This window comes from uncultured Sphingomonas sp. (assembly GCF_964243315.1).
GTDB lineage: Bacteria > Pseudomonadota > Alphaproteobacteria > Sphingomonadales > Sphingomonadaceae > Sphingomonas.
The window spans coordinates 47,914-70,095 of record NZ_CAXTEM010000008.1 but is presented as its reverse complement, the minus strand read 5'-3'; the positions used below and the strand labels follow the sequence as shown (position 1 = coordinate 70,095).

The window sequence follows — 22,182 nt, the reverse complement described above, 5'->3', positions numbered from 1 at the left end:
TCAGCCGCGCAGCTGCTGATGGTGGCGGATCACCTCGTCGATGATGAAGCGCAGGAACTTCTCGCTGAATTCGGGGTCCAGCTCGGCTTCCGCGGCCAGATTGCGCAGCCGCTGGATCTGGCGCTCCTCGCGCCCCGGATCGGCGGGCGGCAGGCCCGAGGTCGCCTTGTAGCGCCCCACCGCCTGGGTCACCTTGAACCGTTCGGCGAGCAGATGGACCAGCGCGGCATCGATATTGTCGATGCTCTTGCGATAACCCTGCAACACGTCGTCGACCATCAGCGTACACCCCCGCGGCCGCAGCCAAGCAATTCTCCCTAGGCGGCATTGCCGGGCGCGGGCAAGGCTTGCCTTTGCCGGCCCCAGGCGTCACAGCGGCGGCGCGATGAGCGCCACGATCCACCGTTTCGACAGCGCTTCGGGGCGCGAGCCTTCGCTGGAGCCGATGCTCCAACTCGTCGCGGGCGATCTCAACAGCGTCAACGCGGTGATCCTCGATCGCATGCAGTCGCAGATCCCGCTTATCCCCGAACTCGCGGGTCACCTGATCGCGGGCGGCGGCAAGCGAATGCGGCCGATGCTGACGCTCGCGAGCGCGCGGCTGATCGGCTATACCGGCGCCCGCCATCACCGCCTCGCCGCCGCGGTCGAATTCATCCATACCGCGACGCTGCTCCACGACGATGTCGTCGACGGATCGGACCTGCGCCGCGGCAAGCGCACCGCCAACATCATCTGGGGCAACCCCGCCAGCGTCCTGGTCGGCGACTTCCTGTTCAGCCGCAGCTTCGAACTGATGGTCGAGGACGGCAGCCTGAAGGTGCTGAAGATCCTGTCCAACGCCAGCGCGGTGATCGCGGAAGGCGAGGTCAACCAGCTCACCGCCGCGCGCCGCATCGATCTCGGCGAGGATCGCTATCTCGACATCATCAACGCCAAGACCGCCGCGTTGTTCGCCGCCGCGTGCCGGATCGCCGCGGTGGTCGCGGAACGACCCGAGGGCGAGGAGGCGGCGCTCGACGCCTATGGCCGCAACCTCGGCATCGCGTTCCAGCTGGTCGACGACGCGATCGACTATGTCTCGGACGCGGGGACGATGGGCAAGGACGCGGGCGACGATTTCCGCGAGGGCAAGATGACCCTGCCGGTGATCCTCGCCTATGCGCGTGGCGACGCCGACGATCGCAAGTTCTGGAAGGACGCGATCGAGGGCCGGCGCGACACGGACGACGACTTCGCGCACGCCATCGATCTGGTCCGCCGCAGCCGCGCCGTCGACGACACCCTCGCCCGCGCCCGCCACTACGGCCAGCGCGCGATCGACGCGATCGGCGGCTTCGCGAACAGCACCGCCAAGGACGCGATGGTCGAAGCCGTCGAATTCGCGGTGGCGCGGGCTTATTGAGGCGCGACGTAGGGCAGCCACTTCTTAAGACCGTCATCCCCGCGCAGGCGGGGATCCATACTGGCTAGCCTCTCACTTCAATCCGTAATGTTCGCCAGTCTGGATTCCCGCCCACGCGGGAATGACGGAAGAAGGTGTGCGCGATCGCCACGATATTAGGCCAGCTACTCACACCCGTCGCAAGCCGCCCCCGTCTCCACCTGCAAGGTCGCATGCCCGATCCCGAAGCGGCGGTGCAGCATTTCCCGCGCCTCCGCCAGGAATGCATCGCCCGGATGCCCCGCCGGGATCACCAGATGCGCGGTCAGAACGGGCTCGGTGGTCGACATCGGCCAGATATGCAGGTCGTGGCAGCGCTCGACCCCAGGCAGCGTTCGCAGCGCCATGGTCACCGCATCGAAATCGATCCCGCGCGGCACTGCGGCCAGCGACATCTCGACGGTCTCGCGCAACAGCGACCAGGTCTGCATGAACACGATCCCCGCGATCGCGAGACTGACGAGCGGATCGATCCAGCCGAACCCGGTCCACCAGATCAGGATACCCGCGATCACCACCCCCGCCGACACTGCAGCGTCGGACGCCATGTGCAGGTACGCGCCACGAATGTTGATGTCGCCGTGGCGTCCGCGCGCGAACAGCATCGCGGTGGCGCCGTTGATCAGGATGCCGATCGCCGCGACCGTCGCCACGGTCAGCCCCGCGACCGGCGGCGGTTCCGCGAACCGCTTGCCCGCCTCCAGCACGATCGCGCCGAGCGCGACCAGCAGCAGCAGCGCATTGGTCAGCGCGGCGAGGATCGTCGATCCCTTCAGCCCATAGGTGAAGCGTTTCGACGGTGGCGTCCGCGCGAGCGCCGCGCCGCCCCACGCGACCGCGAGCCCCAGCACGTCCGACAGATTATGCCCCGCATCCGCGAGCAGTGCGACCGATCCGGTCCACAGCCCGGCCCCCGCCTCAGCCGCGACATAGGCGATGTTGAGCCCGATCCCGATCGCGAAGGCGCGGTCGAAATTGGCGGGCGCATGATGATGCCCGTGCCCGCCATGTGCGTGCCCACCGTGGCCATGGCCGGCATGATCATGATCGCCGTCATGCGAATGGTTGTGATGATCGGCCAAGTCGGTCTCCGTGGACGCCAAGCATAGCCGAGGACCGGGCGACATCCACCCCCTCAGCCTCCGTCACCCCGGACTCGATCCGGGGTGACGAACGTGTTGGCGAACCCCGAAACTTTCGCAGAGTCCCGCCTTCGCGGGAGCACAAGCAGCGGCGAGGTGGCGAGCAGTAGAGGTCGCGCCCCTGTCCTACACGGCCCCGATCGTGCGATAGCCCCGGCATGCCCGCGTCAGCACCCGGTCCCGACGACATTACCGCGCTGTCCGCCCCCGGACACCCGGATCGCGTCATCAGTGACCCTCAACTTTGTCAACATTCGCCGTCCGCGCTGCCGGTCATGGCGGTCCTGCCGGCGCTGCTCGCGCACCTGCGCGACTCGCCCAATGCGGTGCTGGTCGCGCCGCCGGGCGCGGGCAAGACCACCGCGGTCGGGCCGGCGCTGCTCGACGAACCCTGGTGCACCGGGGAGATCCTGATCCTGTCGCCGCGCCGCCTCGCCGCGCGGGCCGCGGCGGAACGGATGGCGGCGAATGCGGGCGAGCCGGTCGGGCGGACCTTCGGCTATGCCACTCGGATGGACACGCGGCGATCCGCGGAGACCCGCGTTACCGTGATCACCGAGGGCATCTTCGTTGCCCGGATCCAAGCCGATCCCGAACTCGGCGGGGTATCCGCGGTGCTGTTAGACGAGGTGCACGAACGCAGCCTCGACGGCGATTTCGGGCTCGCGCTCGCGCTCGATGCGCAGGCGGGGTTCCGGCCCGATCTGCGGCTGATCGCGATGTCCGCGACGCTCGACGGCGCGCGGTTCGCCGCGGTGATGCACGACGCGCCGGTGATCGAGAGCGAAGGTCGCGCGTACCCGTTGACGCTGCATCATATCGGCCGCCGCGCAGAGGCGCGGATCGAGGACGAGGTCGCCAGCGCGGTGCGCCGCGCGCTCCGCGACGAGGTGGGTGGCGTGCTGGTGTTCCTGCCCGGTGTTGCGGAGATCGAGCGGGTCGCGGATCGGCTCGCGGGCCTGCCCGACGACATTGCGCTCCACCTGCTCCACGGCAGCATCGATCCGCCGCTGCAGCGCGCCGCGATCCAGGTCGAGCCCGGCGGCCGCCGCAAGCTCGTCCTCGCCACTTCGATCGCGGAAACCAGTCTGACGATCCCCGGGGTCCGCGTCGTCGTCGACTCGGGGCTCGCGCGCCGGCCGCGCTACGATCGCCAGGCGGGCATGACCCGGCTGGTGACCGAACGCGCCAGCCAGGCGGCGGTGGTGCAGCGTGCCGGCCGTGCGGCGCGGCAGGGGCCGGGGCCGGGGGTGGCCTACCGGCTATGGGAGGAGGCGGCGACCGCGGGGTTGCCGCGGTTCGATCCGCCCGAGATCCTCGAAGCCGATCTGTCGGGGTTGGTGCTGGCCGGCGCGATCTGGGGGGTCGGCGACCTGCGCGACCTGCGCTGGATCGATCCGCCGCCCGCCGCCGCAATCGCCGAGGCACGGCAGCGGCTGGAGGGGATCGGCGCGATCGACGCGGATGCGCGCCCGACCGATCATGGTCGTGCGATCGCGGCGCTGCCGATGCCGCCAAGGCTGGCGCACATGCTGCTGCGCGCGGCGTCGCTCGGGCTCGGCGGTGTTGCGGCTGAGGTTGCGGTGCTGTTGTCGGAGCGCGGGCTGGGGGGCAACGATGCCGACATCGAAGCGCGGTTGCGCCGGTGGCGCGGAGAACGCGGCAGCAAGGCGCAAGCCGCGCGGGGGCTGGCGACCCGCTGGGCGGCGAGCGTCGGCGGCGACGATCGGCGTGAGGATCATGGCGATCTCGCCGCGGGCATCCCGATCGCGCTCGGCTTTCCCGACCGGGTGTCGCGGCGCCGGGATGCGTCGGGTGAGGCGTGGGCGTCCGCGGGTGGCCGCGGCTTCCGCCTCGATCAGGCCGCCGGGCTGGCGCGACACGAATGGCTGGCGGTGGCGGATACCCAGGGCGCGGCGTCGGGCGCGCGCATCCTCGCCGCCGCGCCGCTCGACCTCGCGACGATCGAGGCGCTGTTCGCGGACACGATCGAGCATCGCCGCACCGTCGCCTTCGATCCCGCGACCGGCGGCGTCGTCACCTTGCGCGAGCGCCGGCTCGGCGCTCTGCGGCTATCGTCGGGACCCGATTCGGGCGCCGACCCCGATGCGATCGCGCGCGCGCTGCTCGATGGCGTGCGCGAACACGGCCTCGCGCTGCTGCCGTGGAGTGCCTCGGCGGAGACGCTGCGCGCACGGGCAGCCTATGCCGGGCTGCCGCTCGATGACGCGACGCTGATCGAGCGGCTCGACGAATGGCTGCCCGCCCTGTTGGCCGGGCGCCGCCGGCTCGACGCGATTCCTTCGGCTATGCTGACCGACGCGGTGCGAACGCTGATCGGATGGGAAGGCCTGCGCCAGATTGATCGGCTCGCGCCGCCCGACTTCACGAGCCCCGCCGGCAGCACGCACGCGATCGACTATGCCGCGGAGGGTGGTCCTAGGGTCGAGTTGCGGCCCCAATCGCTGTTCGGGCTGGCCGAGCATCCCGTAATCGGCGAGGCGCGGGTGCCGCTGGTGCTCAGCCTGACCTCGCCCGCGGGCCGGCCGATCCAGACCACGCGCGATCTGCCGGGCTTCTGGGCGGGCAGCTGGGCCGCGGTCGCGCGCGAGATGCGCGGGCGCTACCCCCGGCATCCCTGGCCCGACGATCCCGCCGCGGCCACCGCGACGCTGCGGACGAAAAATGCGGATGCACGCCGGCAGCAGAAAGGATAGAGGACGCGCATGCCCCACGCCCGTATCTTCCAGCGCCCCAAGAACGCGATGCAATCCGGCAACCACCGGACTGCCGCCTGGCAACTCGAATTCGAACCCGCCGAAGCCAAGCACGCCGATCCGCTGACCGGCTGGGCAGGCAGCGGCGACACCCGCGACCAGCTTCGCCTCGGCTTCGCCAGCGAGGCGGAGGCGATCGCCTACTGCACGCGCGAAGGATTCGACTATACGGTGGTGCCGACCCCGGTGAAGTCGCTGAAGCTGCAGGCGTATGCGGACAATTTCCGGTAGGACGCGGCTACAGCCCGGCGAGGATTCCCGCGCCGAGCACCAGCAGCATCTTCGCATCGACCGCCAGTCCCTCGCGGCGCTTCTGCGCGACGAACGTGCCCACCTCGGCGAGCGGCACCCGGTGGACGGTGATGTTCTCCCCCTCCTCGCCGCCGCCCTCGCCGACCCGGTCGAGCCCGCGGGCGACGACCAGCGAGAAGGTTTCGGAGGTCATGCCGGGGGACGAGCAGAACACGCCATGGTCCTCGATCGCGGTCGCGCGGTAGCCGGTCTCCTCCTCCAGCTCGCGCGCCGCTGCCGTCGTCACGCTCTCGCCCGCGCTGTCGTCGCCGACCAGCCCGGCGGGCAGTTCCAGGCAGTTGCGCCCGACCGGCACGCGGTACTGTTCGACCAGCAACAGACAGCCGTCGCGGTCGACCGCGACGATTACCGCGGCGGCGATGCCGTTGGCGCGCGCGGCATATTCCCACGTTCCGTCCTTGTGGACGCTGAGGAAACGGCCTTGCCACATCGTCTCGGTCATAGCTCGATCACCCGGTCGGGAAGTTCGTTGATGTCGTCGGCACGGCGCGGAAAATGCTCGGCGAGCACCACGCCGATGCGGGTCACCGCCTCGGCCATGCCGTCGCCGGCGCGGCCGTCGCGCACCGCCGCGATCAGCGCGATCATCGCATCGCCCCAGACTTCGGGCGCGACCCGCGAATGGATCGCCTGGTCGGCGACGATCTCGGCGCGATGTTCGGCGAGCGACAGGTAGAGCAGCACGCCGGTGCGCCCGCTGGTGCGCCGCTCGGCGCTCGCCCGGAACAGCGTAATCGCGCGGCGGCGGACACGCCGTGCCTTGGTCGTACGCGGGGTGAGTGCGAGCCGCAGCGGCCGCCATGCCAGCGCGACGCGGACCAGCAGGAACGCCAGCGTGACGAGCACCAACGCAGCGCCGAGCAGCGCGCTGGGAGGCATCGCCATGGTCCAGGGATCCGCGACCAGCGCATAGAGCGGGTCGACGAGGCTCGGCCAGGCGGACAGCAGCGCGAGGACGAGCAGCATCGCCAGCACCGCCCAATGCAGCGCGACGTCGTGATAGGCGTCCGATTCGGGCGCGACGATCGTGACGATCTCACCCGCGGTGCCGAGCTCGGCCGCAGCGACTGCGGCGCTGACGCTGGCGCGATCGTCGTCGAGCATCATCACCAATCCCCCGACGCGCCGCCGCCGCCGAACGACCCGCCGCCGCCGCCGGTGAAGCCACCGCCGCCCCAGCCGCCGCCCGACGAACCGCCACCGCCGCCCCAGCTGCCGCCACCGCCACCCGATCCGCGGCCGATCTCGTTGGCGATCGACCACAATACGATCGGCAGATTGCCGCCGCCGCCGCCTCGATACGCCCGCCCGCGTCCGCGGCCGCGCAGCATCGGCAGCACGACAAAGGCGAGGATGACGAACCAGAAGATCAGCGAGATCGGGAACCCGCCACCGCTGCTGGACTGGTTCTGCCGATGCGTGCGGTCGAATTCCGCGATCGCGGCGTCGGTGCGCGCCTTCGCCTCGTCCGGCGACGCACGCAGTTGAGCGATGATCGCGTCGGCGCCGGCGATCATCGCGCCCGAGACGTTCTCGGCTTTCAGTAGCGGCATCATCTTGGTGTTGATGATGACGCTGGACAGTGCGTCGGTAAGCACCGGCTCCAGGCCATAGCCGACCTCGATCCGCGGGCCGCGCTGCCCGGTGCCCTCGTTCGGTGCGATGAACAGGATCGCGCCGTTGTTGACGTCCTTCAGCCCGACCGACCATGCACGGCCGAGGCGATAGCCATAGTCGGCGATCGGGTAGCCTTGCAGGTCGGGGATCGTCGCCACGACCAGCTGGCGCTTGGTATCGCGTTGCAGCGCCGCGAGCTTGGCGGTCAGATCGGCCTCCGCTTCGGGCGTCAGGACGTTGGCGGCATCGACCACCAGCCCGGTGAAGGGCGGAAAAGTCTGTGCCGCCGCGACCGCGGGAGCCAGCATGGCGAGCAGCAACGCCAGCCAGGCGATCGACCGCACCGAAGAGATCGCGCGCATCGCCGCCTCCAGCCGCCGCCGCCCGCCGCCGCGGGTCAGCCGCCGTTCCCGAAGTTCACGGTCGGCGCGACTTCGGCATTGGCGCTCGTTGCCTGGAACGGCACCTTGGGCTTGGCGCCGTAGAAGATCTTGGCGCCGACCGCGTCGGGGAAGGTGCGGATCCGCGTGTTATATTCCTGCACCGCGGTGTTGTAGTCGCGGCGAGCGATGACGATGCGGTTCTCGGTGCCTTCCAGCTGGCTCATCAGCGTGGTGTAATTGCCCTGCGACTTCAGCTCGGGATACGCCTCCTGCATGCGCTGGAGCGACAGGCTTACATTGTTCTGTGCGCGTTCGTACTGGCGGACCTTGCTCGGATCGCTCAACTCCTCGGGCGACAGCGTCACCGCATTGGCGCCGGCACGGGCCTGGGTGACCTCGACGAGGATGCTCTTTTCCTGCGCGCCCGCGGCTTTCACGGTCGCGACGAGGTTGGGGATGAGATCGGCGCGGCGTTGATAGTCGTTCTGGACATCGGCCCAGCGCGCGTTGACCTTTTCCTCCGCGGTTGGGATCGAATTGATCCCGCACCCCGCGAGCGAAGCGGCCATGGCGGCGGCAGCGATGAAACGTAGCGTCATGAACACCCTCCTGGCTCTGTGCCATCGATATAGTACACGCTGCGGGCTTGGCGAATAGCCTATCGTGACCTAGCCTATGGGCACCATCATGATCGGGGCCTGCGCATGCTGAAAGAGTTCAAGACCTTCGTCATGCGCGGCAACGTGCTCGATCTGGCGGTGGCGGTGATCATCGGTGCCGCGTTCGGCAAGATCGTGACCTCGCTGACCGACGACGTGCTGATGCCGATCATCGGGCGGATATTCGGCGGGCTCGATTTCTCGAGCTACTTCGTGACACTCGGGCCGGTCCCGGCGGCGCTGGCCGGGTCGACCGATTATGGCGCGCTGAAGAAGGCGGGTGTGCCGTTGTTCGGCTATGGCGCGTTCATCACCGCCGCTGTCAACTTCCTGATCATCGCGTTCATCGTCTTCATGATCATCCGCGCGGTAAACCGGATGGTGCCGAAGGCGGAGGTCCCGCAGGTCGCCGAGCCTGCCGACATCACCCTGCTGCGCGAGATTCGCGACGAACTGCAGGCGCGTCCGCGGGTCTGACCGGGCCGCGGGCCGTTCAGGCCGCCGCCAGATCCTCGCTGTTCGCATCGGCGAGGCTGGTGCCGTCGAGGATACGCGCGGTTTCGTCGCGCACCCGGAGCATCGCGTGGCGGATCGCGCAGTCGGCTTCGCTACGACAATCCTTGCAGGCGCGGTAAGCGGTACGGCTGACGCAGGGGATGAGCGCCAGCGGACCTTCGATCACCCGAATGATCTCGCCCAGCGAGATCAGGTGCGACGGCCGCGACAGGCGATAGCCGCCCATCTTGCCGCGATGGCTGTGCAGGAAGCCGGCATCGCGCAAATCGGCGAGGATCAGTTCCAGGAACTTGCGCGGCACGTTCGCTTCGGCCGCGATCCGCGTCATCGGGATCGGCGGCCCACCAGGTGGCGCTTCGGCGAGGAACAGCATCGCGCGAAGGGCGTAGCGGGAACGCTGGGTCAACATGATCCGGTCGCTATGGTCCTTTATTGTGGCGAGCGAAAGGCGGGGTTTGCACGGCGCGGGGGGCGAGCCTATATCGGTCGCGTCGGCGGGCTTCGGCCAACCGACTATGGCGATAAAGGATTGCGTACAATAGGCGCAGCGGACCCGGGGGCAGTACCCGGCGACTCCACCACCGCCCTCCGGCAACGGGTGGCGATGACGGGGTCGAACCAGGATCGACGTGTGTTGAAAAGCGCTTTCTTTTGCTCGGAATGGGACCACCGTGACGGCCCATACACAAGTGCCAACGATAACGAAGCACTCGCGATTGCGGCGTAACTAAGGGCTTAACGGCCTGAAGTTACTCTAAAATAGCGCGGTTGGACCGCACCGGGCAACAGAAGCGGATTCCAGCGGTACGGGGAGCACCGGGCAACAGAAGCTCCCCACTCGGTCTGCGCGGCGGTGAGAATCGCTGTTCCTGATCCTCCTTCTCCTCGACTCTTGCCGTCACCCCGGACTTGATCCGGGGGCCCGATAAGTGCGTCACCGAGGCTCGGCTTGGATAGAGAGCGGGGCCCCGGATCAAGTCCGGGGTGACGGAGGTGGTAGACGAATGAACGGCGGCCCACTCCAAAACTCGCCCAGTTTCCACCTCCCGGTATGCTCTTCCATCTCGCGCCGTTGAGCAGGGCTCGCGAAACGGGTATGGTTGTCGGCAAACGACAATCGGAGAGAGACCCATGGCCACGCTCGCATCGATCGACTCGACCGCCGACAACCAGATGGCGCCGGGCGAGTGGGAGGCGCGGGTGGATCTCGCGGCGGCGTACCGGTTGGTGGCGCTCTACGGTTGGGACGACCTGATCTTCACGCATCTTTCGGCGCGGGTGCCGGGGCCCGAGCATCACTTCCTGATCAATCCGTACGACATGATGTTCGAGGAGATCACCGCGTCGAGCCTGGTCAAGATCGATGTCCACGGCCAGCCGGTCGGCAAGACCGATCACCCGGTCAACCCGGCGGGCTTCACCATCCATTCGGCCATCCACATGGCGCGCGACGATGCGGCGGCGGTGATGCACCTGCACACCCCGCACGGACAGGCGGTGTCGGCGATGGCGTTTGGGCTTCTGCCGCATACCCAGACGTCGATGATCGCGGGGCACGACGTCGCGTACCACGACTATGAGGGCATCGCGACCGACCTGGAGGAGCGCGAGCGGCTGGTCGCCGATATCGGCACCAAGAACGCGATGATCCTGCGCAACCACGGCACGCTCGCGGTCGGCGAGAGCGTCGGCGCCTGCTTCCTGCGGCTCTATTTCTTGGAGCGCGCGTGCGAGGCGCAGGTGCTGATGCTGTCGGCGGGGCGCGAGAACCTCAACAATCCGCCGCAGGGCGTGGACCACAAGGTCGCCAACCAGTCCAATCCCAAGGGGATGGGGATGCTGGCGGAACGACTCGCCTGGCCCGCCTTGCTGCGCAAGCTCGACCGGATCGATCCCGGCTTCAGGAACTGACGAAAGGTCTGCCGGACTGAGCTAGGGCACGCTGATCCTACCCCGGCCGTTCGTGCCGAGTAGAGATCGAGAAGCCCCGCACGGGCGTATCGAGAGCTCGTACCGAGGCACAGGTTCCAAGCGCCAACCTGTCCTTCGATATGCCATCTCGATACGCCTACCGGCTACTCGATGACTACTCGGGACGAACGGGCTGGGTCAGTCTGACGACATCATGTTCTAGGCCGCCTTCAGCTGGACCACGAACCGGTCGGTCGCCGCGAGCAGCTGCTGCGCGGTCGCGGATAGCCCGGTGGCGGCGCCAGCGACACAGTCGGACAGGCTGGCGGTCTTGCCCGCGACCTGCGCGACGCCGGTCATCTCGTCCGCGATCTTGTCCATCTGTTCGGCAGTGGTGCGCGCGATGCGTTCGATCGCGGTCGCGGTATGGTGGTGGTGACTGACCTCCGACCGGATCGTTTCCGCGGCGTTGGACAGTTGATCGATCGTGGCGGCGATATCGGCCAGCGCGCCGTTCGCGATCTGCGCGCCGGTCTCGACCGATCCCGCCAGCACGCCGATCTCGCCCGACGCCCCGCGCGTCTGTTCGGCCAGATTGCTGACCTCCGCCGCGACAATGCGAAAGCCGCGCCCGGCCTCGCCCGCGCGCACGGCCTCGATCGTCGCATTGAGCGCGAGCAGGCTGGTGTTGGCGGCGATCTCCTGGATCGAAGTGACGAAGCCATGGATCGTGGTGGTGCGCTTGGCGAGTTCGACCACCGCGGCGCTGCTCGCGCTCGATGGCCTCGCGCCGTTCGACCGCGATGCTCCGCGCCAACGCAGCCTCGAGTTCGCCCCGTGCGTCGATCGCAAGGCTGGCGAGCCGGTCGCTCTCGATGCGCGCCTTGTGCTGATGAGTCATCAGCGCCCGCAATTGCGCGGTGACGTAGCAAAGCACGACCGCCTGCAGTGTGAGCGCCAGCGCGTGGATCAGGATCTCCGCGTCCGGCCCATCGCCGCCGATCTGTCGGGCGCTGGCGGTGACGTGATGCGTGACGGTCAGAATGGTCGCGATCGCGATCGGGCGCCAGTCGCACAACACGATCAGCGAGGCGAGCGCCACGAACGAATACATGCTCGCATAGGCGCTCCACCCCTCGCCGTGCAGCAGGTACAGCGCAAGCGCGGGGTGGATCACCGCCATCGATCCGGTCAGCAGCCTGGCGACGCGGTCGTGCCGCTTGCGGAGCAGCAACAGCGTTGGCAGGACGGTGGTGGCGGCCGATAGCGCCACCACCGCGATCGTCATGACGTTGCCCGCCAGCCATCCCAGGATCGCCATCGCAGCGGTAGAGGCCCAGCCGATCAGGACCAGGATCCTCATCCCGCGATCGCGGAACAGGTCAAGCTCGTCGAGCACCATGCCATAACCGGTGCCGCGCCAGATGCGGAGCACGCGCTGGCGGGCCGCGATCAGCCACGCCGATGAGGTGGCCGTCATCGACCATGAACGCAGCATCTCCATGTCGCCACTATAGGAGATGAGCGTACCGGTTCGTGGCGGGGGCCGACATTTCGGGGGCACCGACGAAAAAGGGGCCCGGTTTCCCGAGCCCCCTTCGGATCGATCGCCGAGGCGAACCGATCAGTCGCGATCGTTGTTCAGGAACGCAGGTGCGAACTCGGGCGCGGGGGCGTCGTCGCCCGCACGCTCGGGCCGCGGGCCGCGCTCGCCGCCGCCGTCGCGACGCGGGCCACGGCCGCCGTCGCCATCGCGACGGGGGCCACGGTCGCCCCGACCTTCGCCACGGCCACCGCCGCCTTCGCCGCGCGGGCCACGACCACCGTCGCCGTCACGGCGCGGGCCGCGCGGACCACGGTCGCCGCCTTCACGCGGTTCGCGCGCCGGACGGGTGTCCTCCAGCTCGGCGCCAGTTTCCTGATCGACGACGCGCATCGACAGGCGAACCTTGCCGCGCGGATCGATCTCGAGGACCTTCACCTTCACCGGCTGCCCTTCGCTCAGCACGTCCGCGACCTTCTCGACCCGCTCGTTGCGGATCTCGGAGACGTGGACGAGACCGTCCTTGCCGCCCATGAAGTTCACGAAGGCGCCGAAATCGACCAGGTTGACGACCTTGCCGTCGTAGACCTTGCCGACTTCCGCTTCCTCGACGAGGCCCTTGATCCACTTGATCGCGGCTTCGATCTGCGACGTGTCGGACGACGACACCTTGATCACGCCCTCATCGTCGATGTCGACCTTCGCGCCGGTAGTGGCGACGATCTCACGGATCACCTTGCCGCCGGTGCCGATGACTTCACGGATCTTCGACTTGTCGATCGTGAAGGTCTCGATGCGCGGTGCGTGCGCCGACAGTTCCTCGCGGGTGTGGTCGAGCGCCTTGGCCATTTCCGCCAGGATGTGCGCGCGGCCTTCCTTCGCCTGATCGAGCGCGGCCTTCATGATCTCTTCGGTGATGCCCGCGATCTTGATGTCCATCTGCATCGTGGTGATGCCTTCGGACGTGCCCGCGACCTTGAAGTCCATGTCGCCGAGGTGATCCTCGTCGCCGAGGATGTCGCTAAGCACCGCGAAGTTCTTGCCTTCGAGGATCAGGCCCATTGCGATGCCCGACACCGGGCGCTTCAGCGGCACGCCGGCGTCCATCATCGACAGCGAACCGCCGCACACCGTCGCCATCGACGACGAGCCGTTCGACTCGGTGATGTCGGAGATGACGCGGAGCGGGTACGGGAAGTCTTGCTTCATGTGCATCACCGGGTGCAGCGCGCGCCAGGCGAGCTTGCCGTGGCCGACTTCGCGACGCCCGGGGGCGCCGAAGCGACCGACTTCGCCGACCGAATAGGGCGGGAAGTTATAGTGCAGCATGAAGTGCTGGTACGACAGGCCGTCGAGACCGTCGATCATCTGCTCGGCGTCGCGGGTGCCGAGCGTGGTGGTGCAGATCGCCTGCGTCTCGCCACGCGTGAACAGCGCCGAGCCATGCGTGCGCGGCAGGAAGTGCACCATCGACTCGATCGGACGGATCTGCGTGGTGGTGCGACCGTCGATGCGGGTGCCGTCCTTCAGGATGGCGCCGCGAACGATCTCCGCTTCCAGCTTCTTCATCAGCTTGCCGGCGGCCATCTGGTCCTGCGGCGCGGCATCGGCGAACGCCGCCTTGCCCTTCGCGCGCGCCTCGTTGAGAAGGTTCGAACGCTTGGACTTGTCGGTCACCTTGTAGGCAGCCGCGATGTCCTTGCCGACCAGCTTCTTCAGCTTGTCCTTGGCCGCGGAGAGATCGGCCTGCTCGGCCATTTCCCACGGATCCTTGGCGGCCTGCTCGGCCAGGTCGATGATCGCGTCGGCGGCCTCGCGGCAGGCGACGTGCGCGAACTGGACCGCGCCCAGCATGACCTCTTCCGAAAGCTCCTTGGCTTCGGATTCGACCATCATTACTGCATTGTGCGTGGCGGCGACGACGAGGTCAAGATCGCCTTCCTTGATCTGCTCGCTGGTCGGGTTGAGGATGTACTCGCCATCCACATAGCCGACGCGCGCTGCGCCGATCGGGCCCATGAACGGAACGCCGGAGATCGTCAGCGCCGCCGATGCCGCGACCATCGCGAGCATGTCGGGCTCGTTCTCGCCGTCATAGCTGAGAACCTGGCAGATCACGTTGATCTCGTTGTAGAAGCCTTCCGGGAACAGCGGCCGGATCGGGCGATCGATGAGACGGCTGGTCAGCGTCTCCTTCTCGGTCGCGCCGCGCTCGCGCTTGAAGAAGCCGCCGGGGATGCGACCCGAGGCCGAGAATTTTTCCTGATAGTGGACGGTGAGCGGGAAGAAATCCTGCCCTTCCTTGACCGTGCGCGCGGCGGTGACCGCACAGAGCACCACGGTCTCGCCCAACGTCGCGAGAACCGCGCCATTGGCCTGACGAGCGACGCGGCCGGTCTCGAGCGTGAGGGTCTTTCCGCCCCACTCGATGCTTACCTTCTTGGTATCGAACATGTATTTTCCTTCACTCCGCACGCCAGATGCGTGCGGGGCCTATCTGCGGGCTAAGCCGGCCCGCGGCGGTTCAGGGCCTTTCGTGGCCCCGCCAGTGTCGCCTTATTGCTAGCTGGCATGTGCCTCCGCATCGAAGCGGAGGTATCCTGGATGCAAGAACGGCGCCCGAGGGCGCCGTTCGCGGTTACTTGCGTAGGCCGAGCTTCGCGATCAGATCGAGATAGCGCTGGCCGTCGCGGTGACGGAGATAGTCGAGCAGCGTGCGCCGCTTGTTGACCATCATCAGCAGGCCACGGCGCGAATGATTGTCCTTCGCATGGCCCTTGAAATGTTCGGTCAGGTTGCGGATCCGTTCGGTCAGGATCGCGACCTGGACTTCGGGGGAACCGGTGTCGCCTTCGACGCGGCCATGTTCCTTGATGAGCGCGTCCTTGCGCTCGGCAGTGATCGTCATTCGTTTTCCTTCGACATCGCGAGATTGAAGCCGCGGACGACATGGACGTTTCCGTCACGGACCTCGACGAGCGCGACCGGAACATCGTCCATGCACGCGAAGCGGAGGCCATCATCGGCAGCGAACCCGGCCAGCACACGCCCCTGTCGGAGCGCTCCTGCCTGGTCGGGGTCGAGCGCGAGAGCCGGGATGTCGTCCAGCCCCGCCCTCAATGGCAGGAGTAATTGTTCCAGGCCGCGCGCCATACCGGCTTCCGCCAATTTGTCCAGCGATATCGCCGAGGAGAGGTCGAACGGCCCTGCCTTGATACGACGGAGCATGGTGACATGGCCGACCGTGCCGAGCGCGAGCGCGATGTCGCGCGCCAGGCTGCGGATATAGGTGCCCTTCGAGACATGCGCAGTGAGGGTGATCTCGCCCAATTCCTCCCCGGGACGGAGCGGCAGGTCGGATCGTCCCCCGGACGATCCTCGATCATGCGGGGCATGATCGACCTGCCGCTGGGGACCATCCGCAGGATGGTGGAGGGGGCGCTCCACGAGCGATCCCGCTTGTGGAGGGCCCCCTCCACCATTCGCTGGCGGGAACGGTCCCCCTCCCCGTAATGTGGAGGAATGAAGTGCGTGGACCGTTACGTCGCGGCTAGCGAGAACCACGTCTTCACCGGCTCGGGCCAGCGCGTAAGCGCGTTTGCCGTCGACCTTCAGCGCCGAATAGGACGGCGGCACCTGTGAAATCGGCCCGGTAAAGCGCGGCAGCACAGCCTCCAACGCTGCCAGCGTCGGCCTGACGTCGCTCTCCGCAACCACTGCACCCTCGAGGTCCAGCGTATCGCTCTGTACCCCGAACCTGATCGTGAAGTCGTACACCTTGTCGCTGTCGAGCATCCGCCCGGCGAGCTTGGTGGCCTCGCCGATCGCGATCGGCAGCACGCCGGTCGCGAGCGGATCGAGCGTCCCGCCATGCCCCACCTTCGCCTTGCCATAGCCGCCCTGGCGCAGCGCGCGCTTGACCGAGGACACGCCCTGGGTCGAGCCGAGCCCGAGCGGCTTGTCGAGGATCAGCCAGCCATCCACTGCGCGTTCCCGTTCAGGAGCCCCGATCAGGCGATCGCGCCGGCGAGCGACAGGAACATCCGCACCACCGCTTCGGCCGGCGGCACCACCAGCCGTGCGACCACATTCGCCTGGGGAAATGCCATCGGCAGCAACACCAGCAGGAAAATCATGATCAGGAGCCCGAACGGCACCAGCTTGGCGTATTGCGCCGCGAGCGGCCGCGGCAGCAGACCCTGCACGACATGCCCGCCATCGAAGGGCGGCAGCGGCATCAGGTTGAACAGCGCCAGGAAGACGTTGACGATCAAGAAGTTGACAAGGTTCGCGATCACGAACGCGCCCATGCTGCCGGGCTGACCGGTTCCGATCGCGTTGCCGAACAGACCCAGCAACACCGCCGCGATCGTTGCCAGCGCGAGGTTCATGCCCGGGCCGGCGAGCGCCACCGCCATCATCCCGAACCGCGGATTGCGCAGGCGTTCGGCAATTACCGGCACCGGCTTGGCCCAGCCGAACACCGGCGCATGCGCGATCGCCAGACCGAGCGGCAGGACGATGGTGCCGATCGGATCGACATGGCGCAGCGGGTTGAAGCTCAGCCGCTTGCGCTCGGCCGCGGTCGGATCGCCGAGCCACTTCGCAACCCAGCCGTGCGCGACTTCATGGAACACGATCGCGATCACCAGCGGAATGATCCAGACGGCGCTGCGGTAGACGATGTGATCGGGGCTCATGCCGAAGCATGTAGGGGGTGCAGTGGGCGGCGGCTAGTCGAGTGATGGCCGCGCTGGAACGCCGCTCCCGTGGCGTTCCGGCGCCGCCGTGAAACCACCCCGGCGAAGGCCGGGGCCCAGTTGGGAAGGCTCGAGTGATGTAGCGCCACCCTCCGTTACGATCGTCTCCCACCTGGGCCCCGGCCTTCGCCGGGGTGGTGGTTAGTCGGGAGGGGAGGCGATCAGCTCAGCAGCGCCTCGCCGAAATGCCGGCGGCACAGGGCGAGGTAGCGGTCGTTGCCGCCGATCTCGGTCTGCTTGCCCTCCGCGATCGGGTTGCCGGCTGCGTCGACCCGCAGGTTCATCGTCGCCTTGCGCCCGCAGACGCAGACCGATTTGATCTCGATCAGCGAGTCGGCGATCGCCAGCAGCCGCGCCGCGCCTTCGAACAACCGCCCTTGGAAATCGGTGCGCAGCCCATAGGCGAGCACCGGAATGCCCATCGAATCGCAGATCCGCGCGAGCTGCGCGACCTGGATGCCGGTGAGGAACTGTGCCTCGTCGACCAGCACGCAGGCGAGCGGATCGTCGGCATGCCGCGCGGCGACGCAGGCGGCCAGGTCGGTCCCGGTGTCGAACGGGGTGGCGGGCGCCTCCAGCCCGATCCGGGAGGTGATCGTGCCCGGCTTGAAGCGATCGTCGACCGCGGCGGTGAACAGCATCGTCGCCATCCCGCGTTCGCGATAGTTGAAGTCCGCCTGGAGCAGATTGGTCGATTTACCCGCGTTCATCGACGCGTAGTAGAAATAGAGCTTGGCCACGCCGTGCTCCTTCCACGCCGCGCGCTTGCGATCAATCGTCGAACAGCATCACCACCGCAGGGCGCTTGGCGACCCCGACCAGGCGTTCGCGCCTGAAGCCTGCGCGGGCATAGGCGCGGCGCGCACGGGTATTGCGGACATCGGGGTCGATCGCGACGATCGGCACCCCGCCGCGGCGGAGATGTTCGGCGAGCAGACGCAGATAGGCGGTGCCGTGGCCGCGCCCGATCAGCGCGGGGTTGCCGATGAAGGTGTCGATCGCGCGCGTGCCCCGCGGCAGATGCGCGAATTGCGGCTGCGGCCAGGCATGGACCGCATAATGCTGCGCGAAGGCGAACGGCCGCCCGTCGAGCGCGACGATCAGCATCGTCATCGCCGGCTCGTCGAAATCGGCGCGGATCAGGTCCGCCTCCCGGCGCGGATCGCCCCACCATTGGCGCGCGGCCGGCGTCGCCAGCCAGCGCCGCAGCATCGGCAGGTCGTCGTGCCGGACTCGCCGGAAATCGTAGCGCGGGCCCGTTTGGAAATCGCGCTCGGGGTCGGTGGTCGTATCTAGCATCAGGCCGGCGGGGGCATGAGCTTCAGCAGGCGCCCCTGCGAGCCGTCGTCACCGTCCTCGATCACCAGTATCGCGCCGTCCGCGGTCTGGTCGACGTCGCGGATGCGCGCACCCATCGCCCATTGGTCGCCCTTGCGCGCGCTGGTTCCGTCGAGATCGACCCGGACCAGCGCCTGCGACGACAGGCCACCGATGAACGCGTCGCCCTTCCACGCCGGGAACAGATCGCCCGAATAGATCATCAGTCCGCCCGGCGAGATCACCGGATTCCACCAGACCTTTGGCGCCTCATAGCCGTCGCCGGGTTTGTGATCAGGGATGTCGCGGCCGTCGTAGTGGCTGCCGTTCGACGCGTTGGGATAGCCGTAATTGGCCCCGGGCCGGATGAGGTTGACCTCGTCGCCGCCCTTCGGCCCCATCTCCTGCTCCCACAGATTGCCCTGCGCATCGAACGCGATGCCGAGCAGATTGCGATGGCCGTAGCTCCACACCTCGGGCGCGAAGCCTTGTGCCGCCAGCGGGTTGCCCGGCGCGGGCTTGCCGTCCAGCGTCAGGCGCAGGACCTTGCCGAGCGTCATCGACTTGTCCTGCGCGGGCGTGAACTTCTGCCGCTCGCCATTGGTGAAGAACAGATGTCGACCGTCAGGGGAGAAGGCGATCCGCCCTGAATAATGGCCATTCCCCTCGACGAAGGGCCGCGCGCTGAACAAGGTCTCGATCCCGCCCAGCCGCTCGGTGCCCGCCGCGCCTTCCAATCTGCCGCGTGCCAGCACCACGCCCTTGCCGCCCGGCCCAGCGGCAGAATAGCTGAAATAGACATGGCGGTTCTGCGCGAAGCCCGGCGCGAGTACGACGTCCATCAACCCGCCCTGGCCGGCCGAATCGACTGCGATGGTGGCGATGCTGCGGCGCTGCTTGCCATCCGCCGACAGCAGCAGCATCTGCCCCTGCTTTTCGGTCACCAGCATGCGCCCGTCGGGCAGCACCGCGATCGCCCAGGGCGCGTCGAGATTGGCGAGCACCGTCGTCCGGAACGGCAGCGCCGCAGCGGCGGCACCCGCCTGCGACTCGACGGGCGCGGCGCAAGCGGCGCTCGTGCTGAGCAAGGCGGTAGCGAACAGGGCGGATCGGATCATCACTGGCTCCTCATGGACGGGGCGGGTGCGGGACACGCCCCGCGCAACGCGGACGGGCGCACCCCGGTTGCGACGCTTGCCTAGTCCGTCGCGCCGGACTATATCGCAAGCACATTCTCTACATCGCTAGCGGTGAAGAGGCTGGAGCCACCCGGTTCCGGCGACGACGACGCATGTATTGGACCTGAGCCGCAATGGCCGACATCGCCCTGCTGACGACCCTGATCGAACCCGAGGCCAAGGCGCTCGGCTTCGATCTCGTGCGCATCAAGATGACCGGCGGCAAGTCCGACCCGACGCTCCAGATCATGGCCGAGCGCCCCGACACCCGCCAGCTCACGATCGACGATTGCGCCGAACTGTCGCGCCGGGTTTCCGATGTGCTCGACGAAAAGGACCCGATCGAGGAAGCGTACCGGCTCGAAGTGTCGTCGCCAGGCATCGACCGGCCGCTGACCCGCGCCAAGGACTATGCCGACTGGGCCGGGCACGAGGCGCGGCTGCGGCTGATCGAGGCGGTCGACGGGCGCAAGGTGCTGACCGGCGACTTGGTCGGCGTCGACGGCGACCGGGTGACGATCGACGTGCGCGGGCACCAGCCGATGACGGTCGGGCTCGACCAGATCGGCGAGGCCAAGCTGACGATCACCGATCGGCTGCTCGCCGCGACCGCGCCGCTGGTGAGCCTCGGTGCCGAAGAATTCGAAGACGATGAAGCGGCGTCCGACGACGACGCCGAGATGGAAGGACAGAATTGATGGCCAGCGTTGCCACCGCAAACCGTGCGGAGCTGATCGCGATCGCGAATTCGGTCGCGTCGGAAAAGATGATCGACAAGGGCATCGTCATCGAGGCGATGGAGGACGCGATCCAGCGCGCCGCCCGCGCGCGCTACGGCGCCGAGAACGACATCCGCGCCAAGCTCGACCCGCAGACCGGCGATCTCCGCCTGTGGCGCGTCGTCGAGGTGGTCGAGGCGGTCGACGATTACTTCAAGCAGGTCGACCTGAAGGGCGCCGAGAAGCTGCAGAAGGATGCGGTCGTCGGCGACTATATCGTCGATCCGCTGCCCCCGATCGAGTTCGGCCGGATCGCCGCGCAAGCCGCCAAGCAGGTGATCTTCCAGAAGGTCCGCGACGCCGAGCGCGAGCGTCAGTTCGAAGAGTTCAAGGATCGCCAGGGCGAGATCATCACCGGCGTCGTCAAGCGCGTCGAATTCGGCCACATCGTCGTCGATCTGGGCCGTGCCGAGGGCGTGATCCGTCGCGACGCGCAGATCCCGCGCGAGGTCGTCCGCGTCAACGACCGCATCCGCTCGCTGATCCTCAACGTCCGTCGCGAAAACCGTGGACCGCAGATCTTCCTCAGCCGCGCGCATCCCGATTTCATGAAGAAGCTGTTCGCGCAGGAAGTGCCCGAGATCTACGACGGCATCATCACGATCATGGCCGCCGCGCGCGATCCCGGTAGCCGCGCCAAGATCGGCGTGATCAGCCGCGATTCGTCGATCGACCCGGTCGGCGCCTGCGTCGGCATGAAGGGCAGCCGCGTCCAGGCCGTCGTGCAGGAGATGCAGGGCGAGAAGATCGACATCATCCCCTGGTCGCCCGACACCGCTACCTTCGTCGTCAACGCGCTGCAGCCCGCATCGGTCAGCCGCGTCGTGATCGACGAGGAAGAGGACCGGATCGAGGTGGTCGTTCCCGACGATCAGCTCAGCCTTGCGATCGGCCGCCGCGGCCAGAACGTCCGCCTCGCCAGCCAGCTGACCGGCAAGGCTATCGACATCCTGACCGAGCAGGACGCCAGCGAGAAGCGGCAGAAGGAATTCGTCGAGCGCTCGGAGATGTTCCAGAACGAACTCGACGTCGACGAGACGCTCGCGCAGCTGCTGGTCGCCGAGGGCTTCGGTGCGCTCGAAGAGGTCGCCTATGTCGATCTCGAGGAGATCGCATCGATCGAGGGCTTCGACGAGGATCTCGGCCAGGAGCTGCAGAGCCGCGCGCAGGAAGCGCTCGACCGCCGCGAGGCAGCCGCGCGTGAGGAGCGCAAGGCGCTGGGCGTCGACGACGCGCTCGCCGGCATGCCCTATATGACCGAGGCGATGCTGGTGACGCTCGGCAAGGCGGGCATCAAGACGCTCGACGATCTCGCCGATCTCGCGACCGACGAACTGGTCGAGAAGAAGCGCGTCGAACCGCGGCGCCGCAACGAGGACGCCCCCAAGCGCCCCGAGCCGAAGGGCGGCATTCTCAGCGACTATGGTCTCAGCGACGAACAGGGCAACGAGATCATCATGGCCGCCCGCGCGCACTGGTTCGACGACGAGCCGGCGGAAGCGGAAGCCGAAGACGCGCCCGGCGACGACTCGCCCGCCGAAGCGGCCGACGCCAAGGGAGCGGACGAAGCCTGATGCCGTTCGTTTCGATCCGTATCGCGGGCACCGCGGACCACGACCAGAAAGCGGGGATCGTCGCCGACGTCACCGCGTCCCTCGTCGCGCGCCTCGGTAAGAACCCGGCCGCGGTGCAGATCGTGATCGAGGAAGTCTCGACCGAGAATTACGGCGCGGGCGGTCAACTGATCGCCGACCGCGACGCGCCGCCGACAAAGGGAGACGCTCATGCGGACGTCTCCCGATGAGCAGCTAGAACGCGGCACCCGTAACGCATCCCACCATCCC

24 protein-coding genes and 1 other RNA gene are annotated in these 22,182 nt (G+C 67.8%); 10 read left to right on the top strand and 15 right to left on the bottom strand.

Annotation, left to right across the window (positions count from 1 at the left end):
• Positions 1 to 279 carry a chorismate mutase gene (locus ACFE77_RS04585; RefSeq protein ID WP_375420447.1) on the bottom strand — a complete coding sequence of 93 codons (279 nt, stop codon included), beginning with the start codon at positions 277 to 279 and terminating at the stop codon, positions 1 to 3.
• Positions 280 to 385: 106 nt separating this feature from the next.
• Between ACFE77_RS04585 and ACFE77_RS04580 the strand changes: the two genes are divergently transcribed.
• A complete protein-coding gene (locus ACFE77_RS04580; protein ID WP_375420446.1) occupies positions 386 to 1,405 on the top strand; it encodes a polyprenyl synthetase family protein in 1,020 nt (339 codons plus the stop codon).
• A gap of 164 nt (positions 1,406 to 1,569) precedes the next feature.
• Here ACFE77_RS04580 and ACFE77_RS04575 read toward each other — a convergent pair whose 3' ends face one another.
• Positions 1,570 to 2,571: a cation diffusion facilitator family transporter gene (locus ACFE77_RS04575; protein WP_375420445.1), complete on the bottom strand. Its 1,002-nt coding sequence runs from the start codon at positions 2,569 to 2,571 to the stop codon at positions 1,570 to 1,572.
• 290 nt (positions 2,572 to 2,861) lie between these two features.
• On the opposite strand from ACFE77_RS04575, the gene hrpB reads away from it, so the two are divergent.
• Positions 2,862 to 5,303, top strand: coding sequence for an ATP-dependent helicase HrpB (hrpB, locus tag ACFE77_RS04570; RefSeq protein WP_375420444.1), 2,442 nt, complete (start codon positions 2,862 to 2,864; stop codon positions 5,301 to 5,303).
• A 9-nt stretch (positions 5,304 to 5,312) separates the two neighbouring features.
• The gene (locus ACFE77_RS04565) at positions 5,313 to 5,594 is read left to right on the top strand and encodes an ETC complex I subunit (RefSeq protein WP_375420443.1); all 282 of its coding nucleotides are present in this window, start codon (positions 5,313 to 5,315) and stop codon (positions 5,592 to 5,594) included.
• Positions 5,595 to 5,601: 7 nt separating this feature from the next.
• On the opposite strand, the gene ACFE77_RS04560 is transcribed toward ACFE77_RS04565, so the two are convergent.
• The 4 genes from ACFE77_RS04560 to ACFE77_RS04545 are packed head-to-tail and all read right to left on the bottom strand — an operon-like array spanning position 5,602 to position 8,274.
• Entirely contained in the window at positions 5,602 to 6,117 is a 516-nt protein-coding gene (locus tag ACFE77_RS04560) for an NUDIX hydrolase (RefSeq protein WP_375420442.1), read from the bottom strand.
• Complete coding sequence (locus ACFE77_RS04555) at positions 6,114 to 6,782, bottom strand: TPM domain-containing protein (protein WP_375420441.1); 669 nt, start codon at positions 6,780 to 6,782, stop codon at positions 6,114 to 6,116. Before ACFE77_RS04555 ends, ACFE77_RS04560 begins: the two co-directional genes overlap by 4 nt.
• Positions 6,782 to 7,654: a TPM domain-containing protein gene (locus tag ACFE77_RS04550; protein ID WP_375420440.1), complete on the bottom strand. Its 873-nt coding sequence runs from the start codon at positions 7,652 to 7,654 to the stop codon at positions 6,782 to 6,784. Before ACFE77_RS04550 ends, ACFE77_RS04555 begins: the two co-directional genes overlap by 1 nt.
• Before the next feature lie 35 nt (positions 7,655 to 7,689).
• The gene (locus ACFE77_RS04545) at positions 7,690 to 8,274 is read right to left on the bottom strand and encodes a LemA family protein (RefSeq protein WP_375420439.1); all 585 of its coding nucleotides are present in this window, start codon (positions 8,272 to 8,274) and stop codon (positions 7,690 to 7,692) included.
• 105 nt (positions 8,275 to 8,379) lie between these two features.
• Between ACFE77_RS04545 and mscL the strand changes: the two genes are divergently transcribed.
• Positions 8,380 to 8,811, top strand: coding sequence for a large conductance mechanosensitive channel protein MscL (gene mscL, locus ACFE77_RS04540; protein ID WP_375420438.1), 432 nt, complete (start codon positions 8,380 to 8,382; stop codon positions 8,809 to 8,811).
• A gap of 16 nt (positions 8,812 to 8,827) precedes the next feature.
• Here mscL and ACFE77_RS04535 read toward each other — a convergent pair whose 3' ends face one another.
• Positions 8,828 to 9,259, bottom strand: a complete 432-nt coding sequence (locus ACFE77_RS04535; RefSeq protein WP_375420437.1) for an RrF2 family transcriptional regulator — start codon at positions 9,257 to 9,259, stop codon at positions 8,828 to 8,830.
• A 42-nt stretch (positions 9,260 to 9,301) separates the two neighbouring features.
• On the opposite strand from ACFE77_RS04535, the gene ssrA reads away from it, so the two are divergent.
• Both ssrA and ACFE77_RS04525 read left to right on the top strand, forming a co-directional pair.
• Positions 9,302 to 9,689: a transfer-messenger RNA gene (gene ssrA, locus ACFE77_RS04530) on the top strand.
• Between the two features lie 292 nt (positions 9,690 to 9,981).
• Positions 9,982 to 10,761 carry a class II aldolase/adducin family protein gene (locus tag ACFE77_RS04525; RefSeq protein WP_375420436.1) on the top strand — a complete coding sequence of 260 codons (780 nt, stop codon included), beginning with the start codon at positions 9,982 to 9,984 and terminating at the stop codon, positions 10,759 to 10,761.
• A 219-nt stretch (positions 10,762 to 10,980) separates the two neighbouring features.
• Here the strand turns inward: ACFE77_RS04525 and ACFE77_RS04520 are convergent, their stop codons facing one another.
• On the bottom strand, positions 10,981 to 11,520 hold the full coding sequence (locus ACFE77_RS04520; protein WP_375420435.1) for a methyl-accepting chemotaxis protein: 540 nt from the start codon (positions 11,518 to 11,520) through the stop codon (positions 10,981 to 10,983).
• Here ACFE77_RS04520 and ACFE77_RS04515 point away from each other — a divergent pair.
• On the top strand, positions 11,504 to 12,028 hold the full coding sequence (locus ACFE77_RS04515) for a hypothetical protein (protein WP_375420434.1): 525 nt from the start codon (positions 11,504 to 11,506) through the stop codon (positions 12,026 to 12,028). The genes ACFE77_RS04520 and ACFE77_RS04515 overlap by 17 nt on opposite strands.
• Positions 12,029 to 12,385: 357 nt before the next feature.
• On the opposite strand, the gene pnp is transcribed toward ACFE77_RS04515, so the two are convergent.
• The 7 genes from pnp to ACFE77_RS04480 form a co-directional block, all read right to left on the bottom strand.
• On the bottom strand, positions 12,386 to 14,758 hold the full coding sequence (gene pnp, locus ACFE77_RS04510) for a polyribonucleotide nucleotidyltransferase (RefSeq protein ID WP_375420433.1): 2,373 nt from the start codon (positions 14,756 to 14,758) through the stop codon (positions 12,386 to 12,388).
• Positions 14,759 to 14,942: 184 nt separating this feature from the next.
• The gene (gene rpsO / locus ACFE77_RS04505; protein ID WP_375420432.1) at positions 14,943 to 15,212 is read right to left on the bottom strand and encodes a 30S ribosomal protein S15; all 270 of its coding nucleotides are present in this window, start codon (positions 15,210 to 15,212) and stop codon (positions 14,943 to 14,945) included.
• Positions 15,209 to 16,288, bottom strand: coding sequence for a tRNA pseudouridine(55) synthase TruB (truB, locus tag ACFE77_RS04500; RefSeq protein ID WP_375420431.1), 1,080 nt, complete (start codon positions 16,286 to 16,288; stop codon positions 15,209 to 15,211). The genes rpsO and truB overlap by 4 nt, the downstream gene beginning before the upstream one ends.
• Positions 16,289 to 16,314: 26 nt before the next feature.
• Complete coding sequence (locus ACFE77_RS04495; RefSeq protein ID WP_375420430.1) at positions 16,315 to 17,004, bottom strand: site-2 protease family protein; 690 nt, start codon at positions 17,002 to 17,004, stop codon at positions 16,315 to 16,317.
• 221 nt (positions 17,005 to 17,225) lie between these two features.
• A complete protein-coding gene (locus ACFE77_RS04490) occupies positions 17,226 to 17,804 on the bottom strand; it encodes a thymidine kinase (RefSeq protein WP_375420429.1) in 579 nt (192 codons plus the stop codon).
• Positions 17,805 to 17,835: 31 nt separating this feature from the next.
• Positions 17,836 to 18,363, bottom strand: a complete 528-nt coding sequence (locus tag ACFE77_RS04485; RefSeq protein WP_375420428.1) for a GNAT family N-acetyltransferase — start codon at positions 18,361 to 18,363, stop codon at positions 17,836 to 17,838.
• Positions 18,363 to 19,499 (bottom strand): PQQ-dependent sugar dehydrogenase, encoded by a 1,137-nt coding sequence (locus ACFE77_RS04480; RefSeq protein WP_375420427.1) that lies wholly within the window; start codon positions 19,497 to 19,499, stop codon positions 18,363 to 18,365. The genes ACFE77_RS04485 and ACFE77_RS04480 overlap by 1 nt, the downstream gene beginning before the upstream one ends.
• A gap of 194 nt (positions 19,500 to 19,693) precedes the next feature.
• Between ACFE77_RS04480 and rimP the strand changes: the two genes are divergently transcribed.
• The 3 genes from rimP to ACFE77_RS04465 are packed head-to-tail and all read left to right on the top strand — an operon-like array spanning position 19,694 to position 22,142.
• Positions 19,694 to 20,257: a ribosome maturation protein RimP gene (gene rimP, locus ACFE77_RS04475; protein ID WP_375420426.1), complete on the top strand. Its 564-nt coding sequence runs from the start codon at positions 19,694 to 19,696 to the stop codon at positions 20,255 to 20,257.
• Positions 20,257 to 21,912: a transcription termination factor NusA gene (nusA, locus tag ACFE77_RS04470; protein WP_375420425.1), complete on the top strand. Its 1,656-nt coding sequence runs from the start codon at positions 20,257 to 20,259 to the stop codon at positions 21,910 to 21,912. Before rimP ends, nusA begins: the two co-directional genes overlap by 1 nt.
• Entirely contained in the window at positions 21,912 to 22,142 is a 231-nt protein-coding gene (locus ACFE77_RS04465) for a 4-oxalocrotonate tautomerase family protein (protein ID WP_375420424.1), read from the top strand. The genes nusA and ACFE77_RS04465 overlap by 1 nt, the downstream gene beginning before the upstream one ends.
• The last annotated feature ends 40 nt before the right edge of the window (positions 22,143 to 22,182 follow it).

Bases quoted from the DNA above. Each gene is read 5' to 3' on its own strand.
- ACFE77_RS04585 (WP_375420447.1), bottom strand. From the start codon at position 279: ATGGTCGACGACGTGTTGCAGGGTTATCGCAAGAGCATCGACAATATC.
- hrpB (WP_375420444.1), top strand. From the start codon at position 2,862: ATGGCGGTCCTGCCGGCGCTGCTCGCGCACCTGCGCGACTCGCCCAAT.
- ACFE77_RS04560 (WP_375420442.1), bottom strand. From the start codon at position 6,117: ATGACCGAGACGATGTGGCAAGGCCGTTTCCTCAGCGTCCACAAGGAC.
- mscL (WP_375420438.1), top strand. From the start codon at position 8,380: ATGCTGAAAGAGTTCAAGACCTTCGTCATGCGCGGCAACGTGCTCGAT.
- ACFE77_RS04480 (WP_375420427.1), bottom strand. From the start codon at position 19,499: ATGATCCGATCCGCCCTGTTCGCTACCGCCTTGCTCAGCACGAGCGCC.
- ACFE77_RS04550 (WP_375420440.1), bottom strand. From the start codon at position 7,654: ATGCGCGCGATCTCTTCGGTGCGGTCGATCGCCTGGCTGGCGTTGCTG.
- rimP (WP_375420426.1), top strand. From the start codon at position 19,694: ATGGCCGACATCGCCCTGCTGACGACCCTGATCGAACCCGAGGCCAAG.
- ACFE77_RS04575 (WP_375420445.1), bottom strand. From the start codon at position 2,571: ATGTCGCCCGGTCCTCGGCTATGCTTGGCGTCCACGGAGACCGACTTG.
- ACFE77_RS04545 (WP_375420439.1), bottom strand. From the start codon at position 8,274: ATGACGCTACGTTTCATCGCTGCCGCCGCCATGGCCGCTTCGCTCGCG.
- ACFE77_RS04535 (WP_375420437.1), bottom strand. From the start codon at position 9,259: ATGTTGACCCAGCGTTCCCGCTACGCCCTTCGCGCGATGCTGTTCCTC.
- ACFE77_RS04580 (WP_375420446.1), top strand. From the start codon at position 386: ATGAGCGCCACGATCCACCGTTTCGACAGCGCTTCGGGGCGCGAGCCT.
- pnp (WP_375420433.1), bottom strand. From the start codon at position 14,758: ATGTTCGATACCAAGAAGGTAAGCATCGAGTGGGGCGGAAAGACCCTC.
- ACFE77_RS04555 (WP_375420441.1), bottom strand. From the start codon at position 6,782: ATGATGCTCGACGACGATCGCGCCAGCGTCAGCGCCGCAGTCGCTGCG.
- rpsO (WP_375420432.1), bottom strand. From the start codon at position 15,212: ATGACGATCACTGCCGAGCGCAAGGACGCGCTCATCAAGGAACATGGC.
- nusA (WP_375420425.1), top strand. From the start codon at position 20,257: ATGGCCAGCGTTGCCACCGCAAACCGTGCGGAGCTGATCGCGATCGCG.
- ACFE77_RS04565 (WP_375420443.1), top strand. From the start codon at position 5,313: ATGCCCCACGCCCGTATCTTCCAGCGCCCCAAGAACGCGATGCAATCC.
- ACFE77_RS04485 (WP_375420428.1), bottom strand. From the start codon at position 18,363: ATGCTAGATACGACCACCGACCCCGAGCGCGATTTCCAAACGGGCCCG.
- ACFE77_RS04495 (WP_375420430.1), bottom strand. From the start codon at position 17,004: ATGAGCCCCGATCACATCGTCTACCGCAGCGCCGTCTGGATCATTCCG.
- ACFE77_RS04525 (WP_375420436.1), top strand. From the start codon at position 9,982: ATGGCCACGCTCGCATCGATCGACTCGACCGCCGACAACCAGATGGCG.
- ACFE77_RS04465 (WP_375420424.1), top strand. From the start codon at position 21,912: ATGCCGTTCGTTTCGATCCGTATCGCGGGCACCGCGGACCACGACCAG.